20 protein-coding genes are annotated in these 22742 nt (G+C 69.8%); 6 read left to right on the forward strand and 14 right to left on the reverse strand.

Annotated features, from left to right (window positions below):
- Window positions 1–55: 55 nt before the first annotated feature.
- The gene (gene rfbA, locus ASF76_RS12935) at window positions 56–940 is read right to left on the reverse strand and encodes a glucose-1-phosphate thymidylyltransferase RfbA (protein WP_055958469.1); all 885 of its coding nucleotides are present in this window, start codon (window positions 938–940) and stop codon (window positions 56–58) included.
- An 82-nt stretch (window positions 941–1022) separates the two neighbouring features.
- Here rfbA and rfbB point away from each other — a divergent pair, with 82 nt between their 5' ends.
- Together rfbB and ASF76_RS12945 are read left to right on the forward strand one after the other, a co-directional pair.
- Window positions 1023–2021 (forward strand): dTDP-glucose 4,6-dehydratase, encoded by a 999-nt coding sequence (gene rfbB, locus ASF76_RS12940; protein ID WP_055958472.1) that lies wholly within the window; start codon window positions 1023–1025, stop codon window positions 2019–2021.
- Between the two features lie 5 nt (window positions 2022–2026).
- Window positions 2027–3454 carry a sugar nucleotide-binding protein gene (locus tag ASF76_RS12945; RefSeq protein ID WP_055960095.1) on the forward strand — a complete coding sequence of 476 codons (1428 nt, stop codon included), beginning with the start codon at window positions 2027–2029 and terminating at the stop codon, window positions 3452–3454.
- Here the strand turns inward: ASF76_RS12945 and ASF76_RS12950 are convergent.
- The 9 genes from ASF76_RS12950 to ASF76_RS12990 all read right to left on the reverse strand — a co-directional run bounded on the left by ASF76_RS12950 (window position 3435) and on the right by ASF76_RS12990 (window position 13199).
- Entirely contained in the window at window positions 3435–5801 is a 2367-nt protein-coding gene (locus ASF76_RS12950) for an FG-GAP repeat domain-containing protein (protein ID WP_055958475.1), read from the reverse strand. The two genes, ASF76_RS12945 and ASF76_RS12950, sit on opposite strands and share 20 nt — an antisense overlap.
- Window positions 5798–6121 (reverse strand): hypothetical protein, encoded by a 324-nt coding sequence (locus tag ASF76_RS12955; RefSeq protein ID WP_055958478.1) that lies wholly within the window; start codon window positions 6119–6121, stop codon window positions 5798–5800. Before ASF76_RS12955 ends, ASF76_RS12950 begins: the two co-directional genes overlap by 4 nt.
- Before the next feature lie 261 nt (window positions 6122–6382).
- On the reverse strand, window positions 6383–7321 hold the full coding sequence (locus ASF76_RS12960) for a glycosyltransferase family 2 protein (protein WP_082485054.1): 939 nt from the start codon (window positions 7319–7321) through the stop codon (window positions 6383–6385).
- Between the two features lie 50 nt (window positions 7322–7371).
- On the reverse strand, window positions 7372–8475 hold the full coding sequence (locus tag ASF76_RS12965) for a hypothetical protein (protein WP_055958481.1): 1104 nt from the start codon (window positions 8473–8475) through the stop codon (window positions 7372–7374).
- Window positions 8472–9935 carry an LCP family protein gene (locus ASF76_RS12970; RefSeq protein ID WP_055958483.1) on the reverse strand — a complete coding sequence of 488 codons (1464 nt, stop codon included), beginning with the start codon at window positions 9933–9935 and terminating at the stop codon, window positions 8472–8474. The genes ASF76_RS12965 and ASF76_RS12970 overlap by 4 nt, the downstream gene beginning before the upstream one ends.
- A complete protein-coding gene (gene purE / locus ASF76_RS12975; RefSeq protein WP_055960100.1) occupies window positions 9932–10399 on the reverse strand; it encodes a 5-(carboxyamino)imidazole ribonucleotide mutase in 468 nt (155 codons plus the stop codon). The genes ASF76_RS12970 and purE overlap by 4 nt, the downstream gene beginning before the upstream one ends.
- A gap of 101 nt (window positions 10400–10500) precedes the next feature.
- Window positions 10501–11634 carry a 5-(carboxyamino)imidazole ribonucleotide synthase gene (locus ASF76_RS12980; RefSeq protein WP_055958487.1) on the reverse strand — a complete coding sequence of 378 codons (1134 nt, stop codon included), beginning with the start codon at window positions 11632–11634 and terminating at the stop codon, window positions 10501–10503.
- A 162-nt stretch (window positions 11635–11796) separates the two neighbouring features.
- Window positions 11797–12351, reverse strand: a complete 555-nt coding sequence (locus ASF76_RS12985) for a PH domain-containing protein (protein WP_055958489.1) — start codon at window positions 12349–12351, stop codon at window positions 11797–11799.
- Between the two features lie 65 nt (window positions 12352–12416).
- Window positions 12417–13199 carry a biotin--[acetyl-CoA-carboxylase] ligase gene (locus ASF76_RS12990; RefSeq protein WP_055960103.1) on the reverse strand — a complete coding sequence of 261 codons (783 nt, stop codon included), beginning with the start codon at window positions 13197–13199 and terminating at the stop codon, window positions 12417–12419.
- A 158-nt stretch (window positions 13200–13357) separates the two neighbouring features.
- On the opposite strand from ASF76_RS12990, the gene ASF76_RS12995 reads away from it, so the two are divergent.
- On the forward strand, window positions 13358–14947 hold the full coding sequence (locus ASF76_RS12995; protein ID WP_055958492.1) for an acyl-CoA carboxylase subunit beta: 1590 nt from the start codon (window positions 13358–13360) through the stop codon (window positions 14945–14947).
- On the forward strand, window positions 14944–15180 hold the full coding sequence (locus tag ASF76_RS13000) for an acyl-CoA carboxylase subunit epsilon (protein WP_055958494.1): 237 nt from the start codon (window positions 14944–14946) through the stop codon (window positions 15178–15180). Before ASF76_RS12995 ends, ASF76_RS13000 begins: the two co-directional genes overlap by 4 nt.
- 480 nt (window positions 15181–15660) lie before the next feature.
- Here the strand turns inward: ASF76_RS13000 and ASF76_RS13005 are convergent, their stop codons facing one another.
- From ASF76_RS13005 to ASF76_RS13020, 4 genes are read right to left on the reverse strand one after another with little or no spacing between them, the layout of a single operon-like run.
- Window positions 15661–16695 carry a hypothetical protein gene (locus ASF76_RS13005; RefSeq protein WP_235561302.1) on the reverse strand — a complete coding sequence of 345 codons (1035 nt, stop codon included), beginning with the start codon at window positions 16693–16695 and terminating at the stop codon, window positions 15661–15663.
- Complete coding sequence (locus tag ASF76_RS13010; protein ID WP_200936135.1) at window positions 16692–17948, reverse strand: sensor histidine kinase; 1257 nt, start codon at window positions 17946–17948, stop codon at window positions 16692–16694. Before ASF76_RS13010 ends, ASF76_RS13005 begins: the two co-directional genes overlap by 4 nt.
- Window positions 17941–18609, reverse strand: a complete 669-nt coding sequence (locus tag ASF76_RS13015; RefSeq protein WP_055960109.1) for a response regulator transcription factor — start codon at window positions 18607–18609, stop codon at window positions 17941–17943. Before ASF76_RS13015 ends, ASF76_RS13010 begins: the two co-directional genes overlap by 8 nt.
- Before the next feature lie 56 nt (window positions 18610–18665).
- Entirely contained in the window at window positions 18666–19925 is a 1260-nt protein-coding gene (locus ASF76_RS13020) for a class I SAM-dependent RNA methyltransferase (protein WP_055958500.1), read from the reverse strand.
- A gap of 167 nt (window positions 19926–20092) precedes the next feature.
- On the opposite strand from ASF76_RS13020, the gene ASF76_RS13025 reads away from it, so the two are divergent.
- The gene (locus tag ASF76_RS13025) at window positions 20093–20740 is read left to right on the forward strand and encodes a Maf family protein (RefSeq protein ID WP_055958503.1); all 648 of its coding nucleotides are present in this window, start codon (window positions 20093–20095) and stop codon (window positions 20738–20740) included.
- 77 nt (window positions 20741–20817) lie between these two features.
- A complete protein-coding gene (locus ASF76_RS13030; RefSeq protein WP_055958506.1) occupies window positions 20818–22584 on the forward strand; it encodes an ATP-binding protein in 1767 nt (588 codons plus the stop codon).
- Window positions 22585–22742: the final 158 nt, after the last annotated feature.

Genomic DNA, 22742 nt, shown 5'->3' on the forward strand with positions numbered 1-22742 from the left:
CGTGATTCTCTCGGGTGCGGCAGGGGCCTCAACCGCACGCAGACCACCGGTGAGCTTAGAGGGGGCCGTCGATGTTTCCCTGTGCAAGGGCCTTGAGCAGGTACTGACCGTATCCGCTCTTCACCAACGGCTCGGCGCGCTGACGCAATTCATCGTCGCTCAGGAAGCCCATCCGCCACGCGACCTCCTCGGGGCAGCCGATCGACAACCCCTGGCGCTTCTCCACCGTTCGGATGAACTCCGTCGCCTCGCTGAGCGAGTCGAAGGTCCCCGTGTCCAGCCACGCGGTTCCGCGCGGGAGGAGCTCGACACGGAGTCGCCCCTGTTCGAGGTAGGTGCGGTTCACGTCCGTGATCTCGAGCTCGCCACGTGGTGACGGGGTGAGCTCGCTGGCGATCTCGATGACGTCGTTGTCGTAGAAGTAGAGACCGGGGACGGCATAGTCGCTTTTCGGCACGACCGGCTTCTCTTCCAGGGAGACGACGCGCCCGTCAGAGTCGAACTCGACGACGCCGTACGCGGTTGGATCGGCCACGCGATAGCCGAAGACGACACCGCCGTCGAGTTCGGTGTATTGACGCAGTCGCGTACCCATGCCCTGCCCGTAGAAGATGTTGTCGCCGAGCACCAGGGCCACCGACTCCGTCCCGATGTGCTCCTCGCCGAGCAGGAAGGCCTGTGCCAGACCGTCGGGCGAGGGTTGTACGCGGTAGGTCAGAGAGATGCCGAAGCGGGATCCGTCGCCGAGCAGACGCTGGAACTGCTCGGAGTCCTGCGGCGTCGTGATGATGAGGATGTCGCGAATCCCCGCGAGGATGAGCGTCGACAGCGGGTAGTAGATCATCGGCTTGTCGTAGACCGGCACGAGCTGCTTCGAGATACCCAGCGTGATTGGGTGTAACCGCGAGCCTGTGCCGCCCGCCAGAATGATTCCGCGCATGAGGCACAGTCTTCCCTATCGCCCACCGCCAACCAATCCGGCATCGCGGCGGGTGAGTTCGCTCTTCGATAGCCTTAGCCGCATGAGTCGTCTTCTCGTCACCGGTGCCGCCGGTTTCATCGGTTCCAACTTCGTGCACCACGTCATCGCACACACCGACCACACCGTGACCGTGCTGGACAAGCTCACCTACGCCGGCAACGAGGCGTCCCTGGCGGGATTGCCCGCTGAACGGGTTCGACTGGTCGTCGGGGACATCGCCGACGCCTCCGTGGTGGACCCACTCGTCGCTGAAGCGGACGTCGTCGTGCACTACGCCGCGGAGTCGCACAACGACAACTCGCTGCACGACCCTCGCCCGTTCCTGGATACCAACATCATCGGCACCTACACCCTGCTGGAGGCGGCCCGCCAGCACGATGTGCGCTTCCATCACATCTCCACTGACGAGGTCTACGGCGACCTGGAACTCGACGATCCGTCGCGCTTCACCGAGAGCACGCCGTACAACCCCTCGTCGCCCTACTCGTCCACCAAGGCCGGATCCGATCTTCTCGTGCGCGCATGGGTGCGATCGTTCGGGGTGCGGGCGACGATCAGCAATTGCTCGAACAACTACGGCCCCTACCAGCACGTCGAGAAGTTCATTCCCCGCCAGATCACCAACGTCCTGCGTGGAATTCGCCCGAAGCTCTACGGAACGGGCGAGAACGTGCGCGACTGGATCCACGCCGACGACCACTCATCCGCGGTGCTCACCATCCTCGACAAGGGCGAGATCGGCGAGACCTACCTCATCGGCGCTGACGGCGAGAAGGACAACAAGAGCGTCGTCGAACTGATCTTGCAGATCGCGGGGCAGCCTACCGATGCGTACGACCTCGTCACCGACCGCCCGGGTCACGACCTCCGTTACGCCATCGACTCCACGAAGCTGCGGACCGAACTCGGCTGGACACCCACCTACGGCGATTTCGAGTCGGGGCTGGCGGCCACCATGGATTGGTATCGCGACAACGAGGCCTGGTGGGCCCCGTCGAAGGACGGCGTAGAAGAGTTCTACGCGAGCAAGGGGCAGTGACCACGGTGTCCACTGAGTTCGGCAAGCGCCTTTCCGTGCGCGAAACCCCTATCCCGGGACTCATCGTGCTGGACCTCCCCGTCCACGGCGATGCGCGCGGATGGTTCAAAGAGAACTGGCAGCGCGAGAAGATGACCGCCGCAGGTGTCGATCTCCCCGACTTCAACCCCGTGCAGAACAACATCTCCTTCAACGACGCAATCGGGACTACCCGCGGGATCCACGCCGAACCCTGGGACAAGTACGTCTCGGTGGCGACCGGCCGCATCTTCGGTGCATGGGTAGACCTGCGCGAGGGAGACACTTTCGGAGCCGTCTTCACCACAGAGCTCGACCCATCGATGGCGATCTTCGTACCGCGCGGCGTGGGCAACTCGTATCAGACTCTCGCTCCGGACACCGCATACACCTATCTCGTCAACGACCATTGGTCGCCCAAGACGACGTACACGTTCCTGAATCTCGCCGACGAGACGGCCGCGATCGACTGGCCCATTCCGCTCGACGAGGTGGAGATCAGCGAGAAAGACAAGAACCACCCGCGCCTGAGAGACGTCGTCCCCATGCCGCCGCAAAAGATCCTCGTCACGGGAGCCAACGGTCAGCTCGGTCGAGCGGTGCGCGAGGAGTTCGGCGAGCGCCCGTGGATCGAGTACGCGACACGCGCCGAGCTCGACCTGACCTCATCGGATCTGGACACCGCGCGACGGTGGCGCGACTACGGAACGATCATCAACGCCGCGGCGTTCACCAAGGTGGATTTCGCTGAGACCCCGGAGGGGCGGGCGGAGGCGTGGGCCGCGAATGTGACCGCAGTGGCTGCTCTGGCCCGCATCGCGGCTTCGAACGGGATCACCCTTGTGCACGTGTCCAGCGATTACGTTTTCGACGGCTCGAAGATCGGGGCCTACGCGGCCGGAGATCCCCTTTCACCGCTCGGCGTCTACGGTCAGACCAAAGCCGCGAGCGACGCGATCGTGTCCGCCGTGCCACGGCATCACATTCTCCGCACGAGCTGGGTCATCGGGGATGGTGCCAACTTCGTGCAGACTATGGTCTCGCTGGCGGAGCGCGGCATCGATCCTCGTGTCGTCGATGACCAGTTCGGGCGCCTCACCTTCACGCGCGACCTCGCGGCGACCGTGCGCGCCGTCACGGAACGGGGCGCACCATACGGCGTCCATAACGTGACCGGGGACGGAGAACCCTGTTCATGGTACGACATCGCTCGAGATGTCTTCCAGCTCACGGGGCACGACCCGGATCGCGTCACCGGAGTGAGCACGGAGGCGTACTTCGCCGGCGCCGCAGGCCCGGTCGCTCCGCGTCCCCGCAACAGCGTCCTTGAACTGAGCGACGATGGTTTCGTTGTGACGGGAGATCACCGGCAGCGCCTTCGGGCGTATCTGCAGGTCAGCGGATCTCCCGCATGACGTTCCATCCCGTTCCGACGAGCGTGCCGGTCCCGCGCCATCCCGCGGCGCCATCGCCTCGGTAGAGAACGAGATCGCCACTGGCCGTGCGACCCATGACATCAGGTCCCGCCGAGCCATCGAAGTTCCCCACTCCCCACACGGGTTCGAAAGCATTCCACCCGGTTCCGATCTGTCGGACGTCCCCCCAAGACCCACGGCCGTCTGTTCCGTAGGACCAGAGGGTGCCGTCTGTCCGACGGGCGAGCAGGTCATTCCGCCCGTCGCCGTCGAGGTCGCCCCCGGCAGACAGGGAGGTGACGATCGACCATCCCGTACCGACGCCGCTGCCCGAGCCGGAGAGCCACCCGCCGCTTCCGTCACCGCGATAAAGACGGAGGACGCCGGTGCGATCCCTGCCGACCATGTCGACGCGGCGATCGCCGTCGAAATCGACTCCGCCGGTCACCAACGACAGGTTCTGCCACTCGCTGCCGATCACTGTGGGACCGTTGAACGTTCCGTCCCCCCGCCCTTTCCACAGTTGAAACACGCCATCGTCGCCGATCCTTCCGAGATCGGCGAATCCGTCGCCGGTGAAATCGCCGAGCGGCACAACGCGGGCTGTACCCCATCGCGGCAATGCCGCAACCGGCGCTTTCCATCCGCCGCCCCCGTCACCTGAGTACACACTCAGACCACCTCGCGCCGAAACGGCCACGACGTCCGCTAGACCGTCGCCTGTGAGATCTCCAGAACCACCGGGAAAAGGCCGAGGCCGCCCAGGGGTGGGCCCTTCGCCTGAGACGACGCTCATGATCGACCATCCCGTGCCCGCAGGTGCCCCGCCGCGGACGAACCGGCCGGAGTTGTCCCCCGCATACGACCACAGGAGACCGTCTTGATCGACCACCAGAATGTCAGCGACTCCGTCGCCGGTGTAGTCCCCCGGCGTGAGAATGTTGCGCATCGCGCCCCACCCGGTCGCTATCTGGGTGCGACCAGCCTGCCAACCGCCCGTGCCATCTCCCCGGTACAGCCACACGTCTCCAGCGGCGTCACGAGCCACGATGTCTTGACGACCGTCTCCGGTGATGTCGGCACCGCCGACAAGGGCGGTGAATCCGCTCCACCCGCTTCCCACGACACGCGCGGGCGCGAACGTGCCGAAACCGGTGCCTTCCCACAGCAGAAGAAGACCCGACGCCGTTGTCGTGTAGACATCCGGGACACCGTCGAGGTCAGCATCGCTCGCCGCCGTCACCAATACCGTGGTCGACCAGTCGACGTCGATCCGCCGTGGTGAGAGGTCGCCGGTCCGAGCTTGAAGTGGCCGCAGCCAGACGGCCTTGGCGCTGTCGACGACGACGAGGTCGCGTCGCCCGTCACCGTCGAAGTCCCCGACCGCAATGGGACTTTCGCCGGTTCTGATTCCTGCCGCGGTCTGAACGCGATCACCCCAGGCCCCGTTCTTGAACGGATAGGAGAACACGTTGCCGGAGCTGTCGACCGCGACGACAGAGGGGTCCACGCCATACTGCGGCCGCGGCGGCGTGTACCGCGTCGACCCGAACCAGTCCGTGAAGGTGCGCCAGAAGTTGCGATTGCCGTAGGCCGAGCAGCCGTCACCCGTGCCGTAGAGGTTGTTCAGCGCTGCTTGGTTCGGAACGTACGGGGTGTAGATGTAGAGCCCTGCCGTCGCCTGGTTCTCGATGTAGACGCGCTGGGTTCCGCAGTTGCCGTTGGGGTTGTACAGGATGTTGTTGTACCGGCCCGCCTGGTAGCCCCACGAGGTGGGCGACAGCCGATAGATCTCGAACTGCCGCGCCGCGTAATACACCTGGTAGAAGAACCCGGAGGTCGAAGCGTCGCACGGGGCGGTGTCGGGGCAGCCCTGTCCGGTGGCGGCCGAGTAGTTCCACGCCGACGGCGACGTGGAGGTGATGAGGCCCTGCTCCTTCTGCAGGAGCACGAGCAGACTCTTCTGACTGAGGCCGCAGGAGCGAGCGACGCGGTCGATGATGGTCGACGCGCTCTCGTTCGGGCGCCCGGTGTAGCCGTCGCAGTAGCGATCGGCGGGTCTGTTGTCCGTGTTCTGGCGGTAGTCCTTGATGCAGGTGTAGCCCGACTGGCAAGAGCGCACCTGACGGTCCATGAACGACTGAATCTCGCCCGAGCTCATCGCGTTGCTGTCGTAGAAGACCGCGTCGTCGATGATGTTGCCCGCGTTCCAGTCCGCGGCGTTCGCGGCCGATGCCGAGGATGTCGGCGAAACGGTGGCGGGGAGGGCGACGAGCACCGCGAAGGCGCACGCCCAGATGGCGACGAACGCCGCCACGCGCCGACCTACGGCCGTCGCGCGGGTCACGCGGCGGGCTCGACCGTCGTGAGCGACGATTCGGCCCTCGTCGTCGACGACTCATAGGACACCGTGAAGGCGAGATCCTCAGCAGGTTCGACGGCCTCGACGGACATCACGCCGCAGTAGGTGACCTCCTTGCCTTCGCTCGCCTGGGTCGTGACGCTGGCACCGGTCGACGGAACCGTCAGGGTGCAGAGGCCGCCAGACTCCGCCACCTGCGGCACCATCGCCGTGACCTCGAGCCGACCGTCGCGAACCTCCGACGTGACGATGAGGATCTGACCGTTGAACGGCTCGTCGGTCGGAGGTGTCGCTTCAGGACTCACGCCGGGCGAGGGTTCCAGGGTGGGCGTCGGCGACGCGGGGGCCGACGCGGACCCGGACGCGTCGAGAGAGGGGGTGGGAACCGCCGATCCTCCCGGCGTGGCACAGGCCGATAGCAGAAGGAGCCCCGCGAGGGCCGCCCCGGAAAGCATGATTCGAGGGCGCCGGGAGAGGCGGGGGACGGCGGCGGTGACGTGCTTCACGCGATCAGTATGAATGATCGCACCGCTGACGTCACTGCTGAACCGGCGACGCCGTCGCCGTCACCGTCCGCTGACGCGGCGACGCAAACGTCGGAGTCGTGACCAGACCGGCTGGTGCGCGTCAAGTTCGCGGCGCAGATCATCCTGGATCCGCTGGTGCAGAGTCCGCTCGAGCTCGGCGACCCGGGCGTCGATGTGCGTGATCGTCTGTTCGTGCAGCGAGGCGAGGTACAGCGGCAGCCCGACACCCTCCCGGCTCACCCACTCCGCAAGCGCACGGTCGCGCACGCGTGCGTCGTCGGCCGCGTGCTCGGCGGTCAACGCGAACATGCTGTTCGCGTCGAGGCCCGTGGCATCCGGTCGCTGCGTCCAGAACGCGAGCGCTTCACTGGGAAGGAAGCCGATACGGCCCGACCGGAGGATGCGCAGGTAGAAGTCCCAGTCCTCCACGGCATCGAGGGTCTCGTCGTAGGGGCCGACATCGTCGTGAACGGCGCGGCGGTAGAGCACCGAGATCGGAACCGCACGGTTGACGCTGAGCATCTCGGTGAGGGAGATGCGCTGCATTCCGGCCCAGAACGGCGCCCGCCCCACCTCGATCCACGCTCCCCCGCGCTTCTCCTCGTAGACGATCTCCGTCGGCACCGCCACGGCCGCGTCGGCGGGCGTGGCGTCGAGCCACTTCACGGTGCGGGCAAGGAATTCGGGATGCCAGCGGTCGTCGTCGTCGTGCAGCACGACGTACTCCGTTCCCGCGTCGCGGACGCCGAGGTTCGCGGCGACGCAGCGTCCGCCCTCGTCGGGCGCGATGTGACGGACCGTCACCGCGTCCAGTCCGGAGGCGGTCACGACGCCGTCGACCTCGGCGGGGCCTCCCCCGTCGTTGACGACGATGACGCGGAAGTTGTCGTACGTCTGCGCGGAGATGTCGACGAGCGCCCGTCGCAGGAAGTCCGGTCGCTGCCGGGTGCGGACGACGATCCCGACGCGCTCTGTCATGCTGACGAGCTTATTGCCGCAAGCCACGGGCGCCGATCAGCGGGCATCCGTCACAGCTCCGCGTGCAACGCCCACACCCGCTCGGCCGCCGCGTTCCAGGCGAAGCCCTTCGCACGGTCGCCGGCCAGCACGCGCAGGCGCCCGGCATCCTCTCCGAGCGCACGCGACAGCGCCCCGCCGAGTTCGGCAGGCTCGGCGTAGGCTGCGGCATCCGCGAGGACCTCCCTATGCACGGGGGTGTCGACCGCGACGATCGGCACCCCGACGGCGAGGGCGTCGACCGCGCGCCACGGCCAGTCGGTGCGCCCGCACGCCGCGATGAAAGCCGCGGCGTGGGAGAGCACGGCGGCTCGATCCCACCGGTCGAGGGAGCCGCGGCTGTGCACGCGACTCTCGGCGAGACCGGCGGCGGCGGCGATGTCGGCGACGACGGGTTCCTCCCCCTCGGGCACGTCGAGAACGACCACGTCGCCGTCCCAGCCCGCGGCGACGACCGCGGCGAAAGCCGCGGCGAGAGCGTCGGATGCCGCCGACCCGCCGGCGAGCGCGACGAACGACGACGGCAGGTCGAGCGCGCGCAAACGCCCCACGGCGTCCGAGGGCACGCGCATCCCGGCGGCGGGCGCTCCCCCGATCACGCGTACCTTCTTCGACAGCTTGCTCTTGGCCAGCTCGGCCAGACGCGCAGCCATCGCGTGGGTGGGCACGATGACCGCGTCGGCGTGCTTGGTGACGCGGGCGAGCAAGGCGCGGCACGCGAGGATCTCGGCCCTCGGCAGCTCTTCGGGCGTCTCCCACGCCCGCAGCTCCCACAGGGTGACCACGATCTGATGCGTCTCGTTGACGCGGTCGTGGCGCACGAGCGGGGCGAGCGCCGTCGGCGAGTGGATCAGGCCCTTGCCGATGCCGGGGGTGACGCCGAGCTGCCAGGATGCCGCGAGCTCGCGGCGGCGCACGGCCAGCCGCGTCTCGGAACTGAGCCCGGCCACGGCGGCGTCCTCGGGGATGCCCGGGGCGGGGACGATCGCCGAGACGTCGCACCCGCGGGGAGCTGTGGCGATGAGGGCCTCGGTGAGCGACGCCGATGCTTCGGCGAGGTCGGGCGAGGTCGGCGAGACGAGCTGGTCGAGCACGACCTGGAGAGTAACGGTCACGGTGCCGGCTCCTCGGTGGCGGTCGCCGGGTGCAGTGCGTCGCGCACCATCTGCTGCACCTGGGCGTAGTCCGGGTCGTACTCGTCGACGCCGCCCTCGGGGGTGAGCTCGAGGGTGTTGATGGGCTGATCCTTCGCCTTCAGCGCGAGATCGACGAGCGTGGGGGCGATCAGGCCCTGGGGCAGGTCGGTCTGGACGATGTTCGTGCTGGATTCGGCGACCTGCTGGAACCGCGTCAGCACGTTCTGCGGCGTGAACTGGGCGAGGATCGCCTCCTGCAGCTCTCGCTGGCGGCGCATGCGGTCGAAGTCGCTCGTGGTGTAGCGCGACCGGGCGTACCACTGGGCGGTGTCGCCGTCCATCTTCTGCGCGCCGGGCTCGATCCACCCGAACGCCCAGTCGTCGACGGGCTGCCCGTCGTAGGCGGGCCCGCCCTTGGGCAGACGCTCCTGCACCGTGATGTCCACGCCGCCGAGGGCGTCGATCACGTCGGCAAAGCCCTTCATGTCGATGAGCACGTAGTACGGGATCTGGATGCCGAGGATGCCCTCCGCGGCATCCTTCGTCGCCTCGATACCCGGCTCGGAGCCATTCGCCTCGGCGTCGGGGTAGAGCGCGTTGCCGTCCTGGCAGACCTCGACCTCGGTGCGGAGCTGATTGACGCCGCTCCCCCACCCGCAGGTGGGATCGGCGTAACCCTGGTGACCGTCGGGATACCTGTCTTGCATCGGCCCGGGCGCGAACGGGAAGTGGGGCATGTCGCGCGGGATGCCGGTGATGGTCGTCGCGCCGGTGTCGGCGTTGACCGACACGACCGAGATGCTGTCGAAACGCATCGAATCGCGTCCCTCACCGGAGTCAGCGCCGAGGAGGAGGATGTTGTAGTACCCGTCGGACGGCGGCACGATCGGCCCCGACTGGGTGAAGAGCGACGACAGGGCGTCGCGCGTGCTCCCTGCGATCTGCGCGGCATAGGCGGCCCCGGAGCCGGAGAGCACCAGCAGACCCACGGCCACGATCGCCATGGCGACCCTCGCCAGCGGCCCGACGCGCACCAGACGCACGAGCCGAAGCGTGTCGATGGTGAGCACGATCCACAACACGATGTAGGCGAACAGCGCGATCTGCACGAGCGTCAACGGGAGTGGCCGGAGCGCCGACAGGAAGTCGGGGAAGAACGACCCGGTCACCACCGTGAAGAGCCCCGTCGGCCACAGCAGCGCCCCCAGGGCGCCGAGGGCGAGAAGGGTCCACATCGCCAACGTGGCACCCAGGCCGATGCGTCCGAGCCGTCGACTGCCGGCCAGCACCTGCGCCGACCCGGGTATCAGGAAGTTGAGCGCGACGAGCCACCAGCCGCGACGCGTCATGACCTCGGACGAGGCGGCGTCGGGGTTGCGCAGCGGCCGCGACTCGATGGCTCGGGCCGGCGCGCCGGGCCGCGCGGCGGTGAGCGTCACAGGGAGTCCTTGAGTCGTCGGTTCTTCTCCTCGACCTGCGACTCCAGGTCTTTCGCGTACGCCTCCACGCTGTCGGCGAGCTCGGGGTCGGCGCTGCCCAGGATGCGAGCGGCGAGGAGCCCCGCGTTCTTCGCGCCGTTGATCGAGACCGTGGCGACCGGGATGCCGGCGGGCATCTGCACGATGCTCAACAGCGAGTCCAGACCGTCGAGTGTCGCCAGCTGGACGGGTACGCCGATCACCGGGAGGGCGGTGACGGATGCGAGCATGCCCGGCAGGTGCGCGGCACCGCCGGCGCCGGCGATGATCGCGCGTAGCCCTCGGGCGCGTGCTTCACGGCCGTAGCGCACGAGCTTGTCGGGGGTGCGATGTGCGGAGACCACCTCGACCTCGTGGGGGATGCCGAACTCCGTCAGCACCTGGGAGGCGTCGCTCATCACGCGCCAATCGGAGTCGGAGCCCATGACGACGCCGACCACGGGCGTCTCGGAAGAATGCAGCGGCCGGGTCACCGGTCCAGGCTAGGCGCGCTCGCTGGAAGATCGCGGAACGGCACGCGACACGATCAGTCGAAGAACGAAGCCGCGCCCCGCGCCTCGTAGACGATCTGGTCGAGATCGTCGCCGACGACGTTGACGTGCCCCACCTTGCGCCCGGGACGCGGCGCCTTGCCGTAGGTGTGGACCTTGGCCGACGGGTGAGCGGCCATCGCCCCGGCGAATCGCTCCTCGAGACCGCCCTCGGCGGGACCGCCCAGCACGTTGATCATGACCGCCCACGGGGCGACGGCATCCGTCGAGCCGAGGGGTAGGTCGAGGACGGCGCGCAGGTGCTGCTCGAACTGGCTGGTGACGGCCCCGTCCTGCGTCCAATGACCGCTGTTGTGCGGACGCATGGCGAGCTCGTTGATGAGGATGCGCTGGTCGGTCGTCTCGAACAGCTCCACCGCGAGCATGCCGGTGACACCGAGTCCTTCTGCCACGGCCACCCCGATCTCGGCGGCGACGCGTTGCACGCGCTCGTCGGCGCGCGGAGCCGGGGCGATGACCTCGGCGCACACTCCCCCGCGCTGCACGGTCTCGACCACCGGGTAAGCCCGCACGTCTCCCGACGGGCGGCGCGCCACCTGCTGCGCGAGCTCACGGCTGAAGTCGACGAGCTCCTCCGCCAGCAGCGCCCCGCCACCCGCGTCTTCGGCGAGGGCGGCGAACCAGTCGTCGGCCTCGGTCGCCGCCGACACGACGCGCACGCCCTTGCCGTCGTAGCCGCCGCGCGGGGTCTTCACCACGGCGCGACCGCCGTGGGCCGCGAGGAAGTCCTGCAGCTCGGCGGCGTCGGTCACGGCCGCCCAGTCGGGTTGCGGCAGGCCGAGCTCGGCCATCCGCGCACGCATGACGAGCTTGTCCTGTGCGACCCCGAGGGGGGCAGGACCGGGATGCACGGCGACGCCCGCGTCGACGAGGGCGGTCAGCACGTCCTGCGGCACGTGCTCGTGGTCGAAGGTGATCACGTCGACGTCACGGGCGAAGGCCACCACGGTGTCGGCATCGCGGTAGTCGCCGACGGCGGTGGCGGCGAGCGCTGCCGACATCCCCTCGTCTTCCGCGAGGACGCGGATCTCGATGCCCAACTCGACGGCGGGCGCGATCATCATCCGCGCCAGCTGTCCGCCACCGACCACTCCGACTCGCAGCGCCATGCCGCTCCTTCCGTCGGCATCCATTCTGTCGGGCCTCCCTCGGGCACGCGAGCCGGGTCTCCGGATGCCGTGAGCCCCGGCGGCGTCGACGGGCTGAGCCATGTCCGCCCGAGCCCCCCGGCGCGCACCCCTGCGGCCGGCGAAGGGACCGCGACCCGTGGGTCAGGGGCCGACGGACCCCGAGCCGAAGGTCTGCGAGTCGCGGTGGGCCAGGATCTGGTTCACCTCGACCTGGTCGACGAGGGTCTCGTGCACGAGGACCGCGTTCGGAACGTTCTTCAGTCGCAGCGCCGGCTCCACGCCGTTGGACAGCGTCAGCGTTCCCGCGCCCCACATCCGCTGCAGGATGCCGCGACGCAACTGGATCGCGTAGCCGCGCACGTGCGAGATCTCACGGCGATTCGCGCCGAAGGGCCCCGAGCGCTCAATCACGCGCCTCGTGGTGATCGTCCACGTGCGCGACAGCCAGAGGAAGAAGGGGACCACGACGAGCAGCAGCACGAGCACGCCCGCCGTCGTCAGCAGCATCCAGTTCTCGTACGGGGCCGGGAGGTTGTCGTAGAAGTAGGCCGTCGCCCCCGCCGCACCGATCAGCACGAGCGCCGACCAGAACAGGCGCCGCGCGTGCGACCGCAGCCGCGCGATGCGCAGCTCCGGCGCGGCCGCTCCCGGCGCCGGCATGCGCGGGCGTCCGAGCGGGGTCGAGGGCTGACTCACGCCTCCATTGTGCGGCGTGATGCGGGCCGGGGCCCGGTGCCACGCGGAGGTCGAGGTGCGGCGCCTCAGCGCACGTGCACCACGTCTCCGGCCGACACCACCGTCTCGATCGTGCCCACCCCCACCACGAGGCGGCCGTCGGCATCGAGTCGGGCGGCCGTGCCCTGCAGCGTCGACCCGTCGGGAAGCGACACCGAGACCTCGCGGCCGACGGTGGCGCAGAGCTTCTCGATCTCGCGGTGCACGCGCTCCACGTCGTCGTGGGCCAGGCGGGCGAGGGTCTTGCCGAAGTCGTCGACGAAGTCGGCGAGCAGACGGTCGTCGTCGCACTCGACACCGATCGCGGCGAACGACGTCGCCGTGGTCACCGGCAGGTCGGCGCGGCTCATGCGGGTGTTCACCCCCGCCCCCACCACCACGATGTCCACGTCGCCGGGCACGACCTCGGCGAGGATGCCGCAGATCTTGCCGCCGTCGACGAGCACGTCGTTCGGCCACTTCAGCTCCGCCGTCGCGCCGTGGCCGGTCAGCTGGTGCCGCACCGCGCGGGTCATCGCGGCGCCCGCGGCGAGCGGGATCCACCCGCGCTGGGCGGGCGGGATCATCGCGGCGTCGACGACGACCGAGACGGCGAGCGCCGTACCGGCCGGGGCGGTCCACGTGCGGTCGAGGCGTCCGCGGCCGGCGCGCTGGTCGTCGGTGACCAGCAGCGAGAGGTGCGGCCACCCGGCGGGGTCGGTGACGACCGCCGCGACGACGTCGGCGTTGGTGGAGTCGGTGGTCTCGACCACCTGGACACGGGGGCTGTGGGCGGCGGTGCGCGGGTATCCGGCGGCGGGGATCGGCATGTCCACACCCTAAGGAACGGTCGGGGGCCGTGGCATCCACTTGCCCGGATCGTCTCCAACGCATACCGGTGACGCTGGCCGGATGCCACAGCCTCTGCAGCTTTGACTTGTGGGCACCCTCCAACGTGGGTGACGGCGCGGTCGCTAGGGTGGGAAGGGTGACCGACCAGCCCGATCTCTACACGACCGCCGGCAAGATCGCGGACCTGCGCAACAGGTTCCAGGAGGCGGTCGTCGACGCCGAAACCGCCGCCCGCACCAAGCAGCACGCGAAGGGCAAGCTCACCGCCCGTGAGCGGCTCGAGATGCTGGTCGACCCGGGCTCGTTCGTCGAACTCGACGAGTACGTGCGCCATCGCACCACGGCTTTCGGCATGGACAAGTCGCGCCCCTACGGCGACTCCGTCGTCACGGGCACCGGCACCATCCACGGCCGCACCGTCGCGGTGTACGCGCAGGACTTCTCGACCTTCGGCGGCTCGCTCGGCGAGGTCGCCGGCGACAAGATCATCAAGGTGATGGAGCTGGCGCTGCGCAGTGGCATCCCGATCATCGGCATCCTCGACTCCGGTGGCGCGCGCATCCAGGAGGGCGTGGTCGCCCTCGGCAAGTACGGCGAGATCTTCCGTCTGAACACCGCCGCATCGGGCGTCATCCCGCAGATCTCGATCATCATGGGCCCGGCCGCGGGTGGTGCGGTGTACTCCCCCGCCCTGACCGACTTCGTCATCATGGTCGACAAGACCAGTCAGATGTTCGTCACCGGTCCCGACGTGATCAAGACCGTCACCGGCGAGGACGTCGGCATGGAAGAGCTCGGCGGCGCGCACACGCACAACACCCGCTCGGGCGTGGCGCACTACCTCGCCGACGACGAGGACGACGCGATCGACTACGCGCGCGGACTCATCGGGTACCTTCCCGACAACAACCTCGCCGAGATCCCCGTCTACGACACCCCCTTCGAGTTCGAGACGACCGACGCGGACCGTTCGCTGAACACCGTCATCCCGGACTCCCCGAACCAGCCCTACGACATCCACACCGTCATCGACGGGATCGTGGATGCCGGGGAGTTCCTCGAGGTGCAGCCGCTCTTCGCGCCGAACATCGTGATCGGCTTCGGCCGCATCGAGGGGCGCACCGTCGGCGTCATCGCCAACCAGCCCTCGCAGATGGCCGGAACGCTCAACATCGACGCGGGCGAGAAGGCCAGCCGCTTCGTGCGGTTCTGCGACGCGTTCTCGATCCCCATCGTCACCCTCGTCGACGTGCCCGGCTACCTGCCGGGCACCGACCAGGAGTGGACCGGCGTCATCCGCCGCGGGGCGAAGCTGCTCTACGCGTACGCCGAGGCCACCGTGCCCCTGGTCACCGTGATCCTTCGGAAGGCCTACGGCGGGGCGTACATCGTCATGGGCTCCAAGCAGCTCGGCGCAGACATCAACCTCGCCTGGCCCACCGCCGAGATCGCCGTCATGGGCGGTCAGGGTGCGGTGAACATCCTCTACCGTGGCGAGATCAAGCGCGCCGAAGAGGCCGGCGAAGACGTCGCGGCCGTGCGCACGCGCCTCGCCAACGAGTACACGTACAACGTGGCATCCCCGTTCCTGGCGGCCGAGCGCGGCGAACTCGACGGGATCATCGAGCCGGCGCAGACGCGGGTGTCGATCGCGAAGGCCCTGCGGGCTTTGCGCAACAAGCGCGCGAGCATGCCCGCCAAGAAGCACGGGAACATCCCGCTGTGACCGTCGCCGATGACGCCCGGGAGAACGCGCCGGTCGTGGTGGAAGTGGTGCGCGGCGCGCCCACCGAAGAGGAGCTGGCCGCCGCGATCGTCGTGGTCAGCGAGGAGTACGCCCGCGAGGCCGCGAGCGCGACCGTCACCGACGACGTCGTCCGTTCGCGGTGGGAACTCCACGCCCGCGGTCTGCGGGAGCCGCTGAACCGTGCGGCGGGCTGGAACGGCTTCACCGGCTGAGGCCCCCGCATCGTGTCCCCCGAAATACCTACAGACGACGGGACGCGCGACGCGAATACTGGAGGAGCTGGAACGCATCATGCGTTCGGTCGGTCCGCTCTTCGAGCCGGATCCGGCCTTGCGGGCGGTTTTCGGGTAGCCGTTCGCCAGGGGTGAGGGGCCGGCGTATCGCCGCCCCTCACCCCTCATCTTCTTCGAGGCGTGAGCCGGGTGGGCCGACAGGCAGGGCCGCGGGTATGGCCGCGGGTGCGGGTTGCAGGCACGGCGCGGGTGGCAGGCACGGCCGCGGCCATCGCCGCGGGTGGTAGGCACGGCTGCGGTCGCGGGTCGGCACGGCCAGGGTTGCGGGTGGCAGGCACGGCCGCGGTCGCGGGTGGCAGGCACGGCCACCGCCGCGGGTGGCAGGCACGGCCGCGGTCGCGGGGGGCAGGCACGGCCACCGCCGCGGGTGGCAGGCACGGCCGCGGCCATCGCCGCGGGTCAGCGCGGACGGCTGATCTCGCGCCAGAGATCGACGTTGTCGTCGTCGTCGGTCGCGGCGTCGCCGCGGGAGCGCCCCACGACGGTGACCACGATCTGCTCGTCGGGAGACGTGCGGATGATCACGCGCTCGGACACCGACTCACGCAGGATGCTGGCAAGTTCCCGCCGGACCTCGGCGAGCTCGCGCGCACCGAGGCCGTCCAGACCGCCCTCGTCGAACAGGCTGATGGCCGCGCCGCGGCACCGCGCGGCGTCGATCTCAGCGCGCACCTCGTCGTCGAGCAGACGATTGCCGCGCAGCTCGTCGCGCAGCCGGGCCTCGGCTCGGCGCGCCGCCTCCTTGTCGGAGGGACGCAGATTGCCGCCGGTCTCGATGGTGCGCGACAGGATCGGGCCCGCCGTCTGCAGAGCCCTCTGCACGTGCAGGCGACGCTCGCGCTGCCGCCCGCTCTGCGACGCCTGCCACGCGGAGGCCGCCTGCTGGAGTTCGGCGAGGCGCTCGGCATCCCTCGCCGCCCGATCCAGTGCGAAGACCACCAACTGCGCCGCGGCCACCCACACGATCGAACCGATGAGGCCGAGACTCATCGCCTGCAGGGGTCCGAGCCACACCGATGTCGACAGCGTGAGCACAGCGATGCCGGTCCAGGCGGCGACGGGCCGTCGGCGCGCCATGACGATCATCATCAGAGCACCGATCGCTCCGATGACCCACGTCACGAAGGGCTCGGTGCGCCCTTCCTCGGTGACGGCGAGGAACGTCGCGTTCGAGACGAAGACCGCGACGACCAGTGCCAGCCCGACCTGCCACGCCGGCGCGCGCGGGGGGGCTGCGGCCGGAGCCGACCTCGGGCGGTCACGGACACCGAGGGCGAAGATCCACAACAGCGTCACCGGCAGATAGACCACGAGGGCGGCGACGATCAGCCAGCCGCGCACCACCGTCTCGGGGGAGGTCCAGATGAGCCCACGGGCGGCGAGATACGCGGTGAGGGCGACGCCGAGGCACGACAGGATGGCGCGGACGGTCACCAGCGGTCCCCGCTCTCCCATTCGAGGGTCACCGTGGTGCCTCCCGCGTGCGAGTCGATGTCGCTGCGCCCACCCACCGCGGCGAGGCGGGCGTGGATCGACCCGCGGATGCCGAGGCGGTCGGGCGCGACCGAGGTGACGTCGAAACCCGGTCCGGTGTCGCGCACGCGTAGAACCACCCCGCCCGGCGATGCCGAGCCGGTCACCTGCACCGTCAGGCCCTGCGCGTCGGCGTGCTGGACGGCGTTGGCGACGGCCTGGAGCGCGGCGAGCACGAGCGCGCGCGCCACGCGTCCGGGCACGCGCGGGGTGTCGTCGTCGAGCTGACGGATGACGCTCAGCTGCACCCCCAGCTCGCGGGCGGCCGCCTCGATGTCGTCGGCGAGGCGCGAGGCGGGGACGGGCTCGTCGCTTCCCTCCAGGGCGTCCTTCTCGGCGTTGGCCAGACGGGTGAGCGCCTCGCGCGCCATGCTGACGGCGAGCGTGCGCTCGCGGGGGGTCGACGCACGTTCGGCCGCGAGCAGCGCGCCCAGCACGCTGTCGTGCATGAGGGCGGCCACCGCCACCCGCTCGGACTCCGTCGCCGCTGTCGCCGCGGCGGAGGCGTAGCTGGAGACGGCGGCCGCGCGCGCCTGGTCGACGTTCGCGGCGACGGAACGGTACATCCAGCCGAGCGTGAGCAGGACGCTGCCGAGGATGAGCGCGAAAGAGGCGTCGAGCGCCACCGGCACGACGAAATCCGCATCGTCCCCCGCCTGCAGCAGCCGGACGACACCGTAAAGGACGGGAGTCGCGACCGTCCACGCGACCTGAAGGCCGATCGGGAACGCGACGATGCTGGCGACGGTCGCCACGTTCACGAGGAAGAACACCCACGGATCCTGGGTGGGCGCCGGGGCGGGCCCGCCAGCCGTCGCCCACGGCCAGACCGCGAGGACCACGACGAACACGACCGCGAAGATTCCCGCGAAGACCCTCGTGAACCGGCCGAGAAGACACGCCAGGATCATCGCCGTTAGTGGCACGAAGACGGCGACGACGAGCGGCACGTGCCAGTCGGCCGCCTCATCGGGCGACCCCAGGGCCGCAGCCAGTGCCTGCGCCCCGAGAACGAGCGACCCGGATCCGACGATCAGCGTGATGACCCGCTCGATGCGCGCCTGTGTGAACGAGCCCTGATCGGCCTGCGTCTCGCGCGTGTGGGGGATGCGCCCCCACGCCTCGTCGAGAACCGACCTGCGTATCTCAGCCATGCGGCGCGGCGCCGTCGGGAGCGTCGTGCAGGATGCCGTCTTCCATCGCGCGTCGAAGCAGGTCGACCTTCGTGGGGGCGGGCCTTCCCACCTCGACGTATTTCACCCTCACCCGGGTGATGTTCTCTTTGGCGGTGGAGTAGGCCACGCCGAGCCGCTCGGCCACGGCCTTCAGCGGAAGACCCGCGGCGTACAGTCGCAGCACCTCGCGCTCGCGGGCCGAGAGCTGGGCATCGGCGAACTCGCGATCGCCCTCCACGGCGCTGGCCCACTCGACGTTGTCGATGAGCTCACCGCGGGCGACGGCGACGATGGCGCCGAGCACCTCGTGCGTCGGCGACGACTTGCTGACGATGCCCGCGGCCCCCGCGGCGAGCGCTTCGCGCACGGCCGCCGGGCGGTCGGCGACGCTGTGGATGATGACGCTCGACCCGTCACGGACGACGCGGTCGACGTTCTCCGACACGGTCGTGCCGTCACCGAGGGTCAGATCGAGAACGACGACATCGGCCGGTGACACCACGGCCGCGTGTCGCCAGGTGAGGTAGGCGGCGACGTTGGCACCCGAGAAGACGACCTCGGTCGACGCGGTGCGCGCGAGGGCCGCCTCCAGCCCGAGCCGAACCGACTCGTGGTCATCGATGAGAGCGACTTTGGTCATCTTCACATCGTATCCACGCCGCCCTCGCCGATGCGGAAAGACTCAGGCATCGGGGCTCAGCGACGCAGGACCGCGACGGCCTCGACGTGGTGCGAGTTCGGGAACAGATCGATCCCGCGGATGCCGTCGTGCGCACGATATCCGAGCCCGGCGAAGGTGGCGAGGTCGCGCGCGAGGGCGACGGGGTCGCAGGCGACGTACACCACAGCCGACGGCGACAGTGCAGCGATACCCTCGACGACCTGGGCTCCGGCCCCGGCGCGGGGCGGATCGAGCAGGATGACGCCACGGGCCAGCCGTTCGCGCTCGCGATCGGACGCATCGGCCGCCAGGCGCCCGATGTAGCGGTCGACGCGCGCGGTCTCGGCACGGGCACCGACCCACTCGACGAGGTTCTCGCCGGCGTGCTCGGTCGCTCGGGGATCGGACTCCACGCTGACCACCCGCGTACCTGTCCCACCCAGTTCACCGAGGGTCGCAGCGAACAGGCCGACCCCACCGTAGAGGTCGAGATGCGTGGCCTCGGGGTCGAGTCCGCCGATGGATGCCGTGAGCTCGCTCGATACGACGGAGGTCAACGTGCGCGCGGCGAGCCGATGCACCTGCCAGAACCCGCCCGCATCGACGCGGAACACCCGATCGCCGACACGTTCCTCCACGACCTCGGGCGTTCCGCTCGGGCGCGATCCGTCCGGGCGCGGCAGCACGCGCACGCGTCCGTCGCCCGGTTGCACGAGGTCGATGCGACCGGGTTGCGCGCCGGAGCCCAGCTCGGCGGCGGCTCGCGCGACGGCGTCGGTCGCCAGGGGCAGGTCGGGCGTCTCGACGACGTGGTGCGTGCGGGCGGCGTACGCGCCGATGCGACCGTCGGCGTCGACGTGCAGGCTGACGCGGGTGCGCCAACCGGTGCCGTCGACGGATTCGCCCTGCTCGGGGGTGCCCGCGGCACCCACGTCGACCGGCAGCTCCAGTCGGCCCACCCGCTCGATCGCCTCGCGGACGACCCGCTCCTTCAGCACCCGCTGGTGGGCGAGGTCGATGTGGCCGAACTCGGCCCCGCCGACGCGCTGACCGGGGTCGACGTCGATGCCCGCGGCGGCCCAGACGTGCGGTCGCCGCTCGGGCGCTGCCTGGAGCACCTCGACGGCGTCGGCGCGCCAGAACGCCTTCTTGCGGGTGTCGGTCAACCGGGCGCGGATGCGCTCCCCCGGCAGGGTGTCGGGCACGAACACCACGCGTCCCTCGTGGCGCCCGACGAAGACACCGCCGTGGGCGATGCCGGTGATGTCGAGTTCGATGAGGTCGCCGTCGTGCATCCCCCGAGCCTGACACATCCGGCCGGGAGACGGCCGGGGCGGATACCGAGGACCCCGAGTCCGTCGTCTGATCCGACGCCGTGTCGACGCCGGGGCCTCGACAGGCTCGGCCGCAGACGCGCGTCCCCCGTGCGCCCCCCAACCCGCGGCGTGGGTAGCTTTGTGGCATGCGCGTGTGCTTGGCATCCACTTCTCCCGCTCGTCTCATGCTGCTGCGGCAGGCGGGCATCGAGCCCGAATCGCGTGCCCCGCAGGTCGACGAGGAGGCCGTGATCGCCGAGGTCCAAGCGGCCGAGGGACGGCGACTCCCCGCGGCCGAGCACGTGCTGCTGCTCGCCAGGCGCAAGGCCGAAGACGTGGCCCGGCGCCTGAACGCCGAGGACCCCGCATTCGACGGCTTCGTCATCGGGGGCGATTCGATGTTCGAGCTCGGCGACGAGATCCTCGGCAAGCCGTATACGTCCGAGGCTGCCACCGAGCGGTGGCGGCACATGCGCGGGCGCACCGGCATCCTTCACTCGGGTCACAGCGTGTTCCGCCTCTCCCCCGGCGCGGAGCCCACCGAAGCGCACGCGGTCGCCGAGGCATCGGTGACCTTCGCCGCCGACGTGGACGACGACGAGATCGCCGCGTACGTCGCGAGCGGTGAACCGCTGCTCGTGGCGGGTGCTTTCACCGTCGACAGCCTCGGCGGGGCGTTCATCGAACGCGTCGAGGGCGACCCGTCCACGGTGGTCGGGATGTCGCTGTCGACCGTGCGCCGGCTCGTACGCGAGCTCGGGGGCTCGTGGACCGCCCTGTGGAATCGTTCGTAGACTCCCGCACACGTTTTTCGACGTTTCTTGTCGAGAGGGGTCAAAAGGCGGGGGTGGCCCCTCGATAGGCTGGGAGGATGCCGAAGATCGCCAAGGTCCTTGTCGCCAACCGCGGCGAGATCGCCGTCCGTGTCATCCGCGCCGCCCGTGACTCGGGTAAGGCCTCCGTCGCCGTCTACGCCGATCAGGACCGCGACGCGCTTCACACGCGCCTGGCCGACGAGGCGTACGCCCTCGACGGCACCACCAGCGCCGACACCTACCTCTCCATTGAGAAGATCCTCTCGGTCGCCCGCCGCGCCGGCGCCGACGCGGTGCACCCCGGCTACGGCTTCCTCGCCGAGAACGCCGACTTCGCCCGTGCCGTGATCGCCGCGGGGCTGGTGTGGATCGGCCCCTCGCCCGATGCCATCGAGGCCCTCGGCGACAAGGTCACCGCCCGCCACGTCGCCGAGAAGGTCGGGGCACCGCTCGCCCCCGGCACTCCCGGCCCCGTGTCCGGCGCCGACGAGGTCATCGCCTTCGCCGAGCAGGTGGGCCTCCCCATCGCCATCAAGGCCGCGTACGGCGGCGGCGGACGAGGCCTCAAGGTCGCCCGCGAACTCGGTGAGGTCGCCGAGATGTTCGAGTCCGCCACACGCGAGGCCGTGGCCGCCTTCGGCCGCGGCGAGTGCTTCGTCGAGAAGTACCTCGACAAGCCCCGCCACGTCGAGACGCAGTGCCTCGCGGATGCCGCGGGCAACGTCGTCGTCGTCTCGACCCGCGACTGCTCGCTGCAGCGCCGCCACCAGAAGCTGGTCGAAGAGGCGCCGGCGCCCTTCCTCAGCGACGAGCAGAACGCGGTGCTGTACTCGGCATCCAAGGCCATCCTCAAGGAGGTCGGCTACGTCGGTGCGGGCACCTGCGAGTTCCTCATCGGCGCCGACGGCACCATCTCGTTCCTCGAAGTGAACACGCGCCTGCAGGTAGAGCACCCCGTCTCCGAAGAGGTGACCGGCCTCGACCTGGTGCGCGAGCAGTTCCGTCTCGCCGAGGGCGAAGAGCTCGGGTACGACGACCCCGCCCCCGTGGGCCACTCGATCGAGTTCCGCATCAACGGCGAGGACCCGGGCCGAGGCTTCCTGCCCCAGCCCGGACCCATCCACGTCTTCAAGACGTTCGGCGGTCCCGGCATCCGCCTCGACTCCGGCGTGACCGCGGGCGACAGCGTCTCGGGCGCGTTCGACTCGCTGCTGGCCAAGATCATCGTCACCGGCCGCGACCGCGCCGAGGCGCTCGAGCGCTCGCGCCGAGCGCTCGACGAGTTCGAGGTGTCGGGCATGCCGACCGTGCTCCCCTTCCACCGGAAAGTCGTGCGCGACCCCGCCTTCACCGCCGAGGACGGCGACTTCGGCGTCTTCACGCGCTGGATCGAGACGGAGTTCGTCAACGACATCCCCGCGTGGGACGGCGAGCCCGAGGCCCCCGCGGCGGTCCCCGGACGTCACACGGTGGTCGTCGAGGTCGGCGGCAAGCGCCTCGAGGTCAGCCTGCCCGATCGCATCACGGCCGCGGCTCCCGCGGTCGGCCGCCCGGTCGCCGCTCCCCCGTCGCGCCGCTCGCACGCGGCCTCGCCCGCGGCCGGTGCCACCGGAGACGCGGTGAAGTCGCCCATGCAGGCCACGATCGTCAAGGTCGCCGTCGAAGAGGGCCAGCAGGTCGTCAAGGGCGACCTCGTGGTCGTGCTCGAGGCGATGAAGATGGAGCAGCCGATCCAGGCGCACAAAGACGGCACGATCGCCGGCATCGACGCCACCGCCGGCACCACGGTCTCGGCCGGTCACCAGCTGCTGCTGATCAACTGACGTCTCACTCGTTCGTCCGGCGCCGCGCTCCCTCGGGAGTGCGGCGCCGTCGTCGGTTCCGGCGCGGCTCCCGCGTCACCGTCGAGCGGGCCCGACTCCCACGCAAAAACGCGATTCGTGCGCATAAACACACCGACAGCGTGTTTACGCGCACAGAG

The organism is Microbacterium sp. Leaf151, assembly GCF_001424225.1.
Lineage (GTDB): Bacteria > Actinomycetota > Actinomycetes > Actinomycetales > Microbacteriaceae > Microbacterium.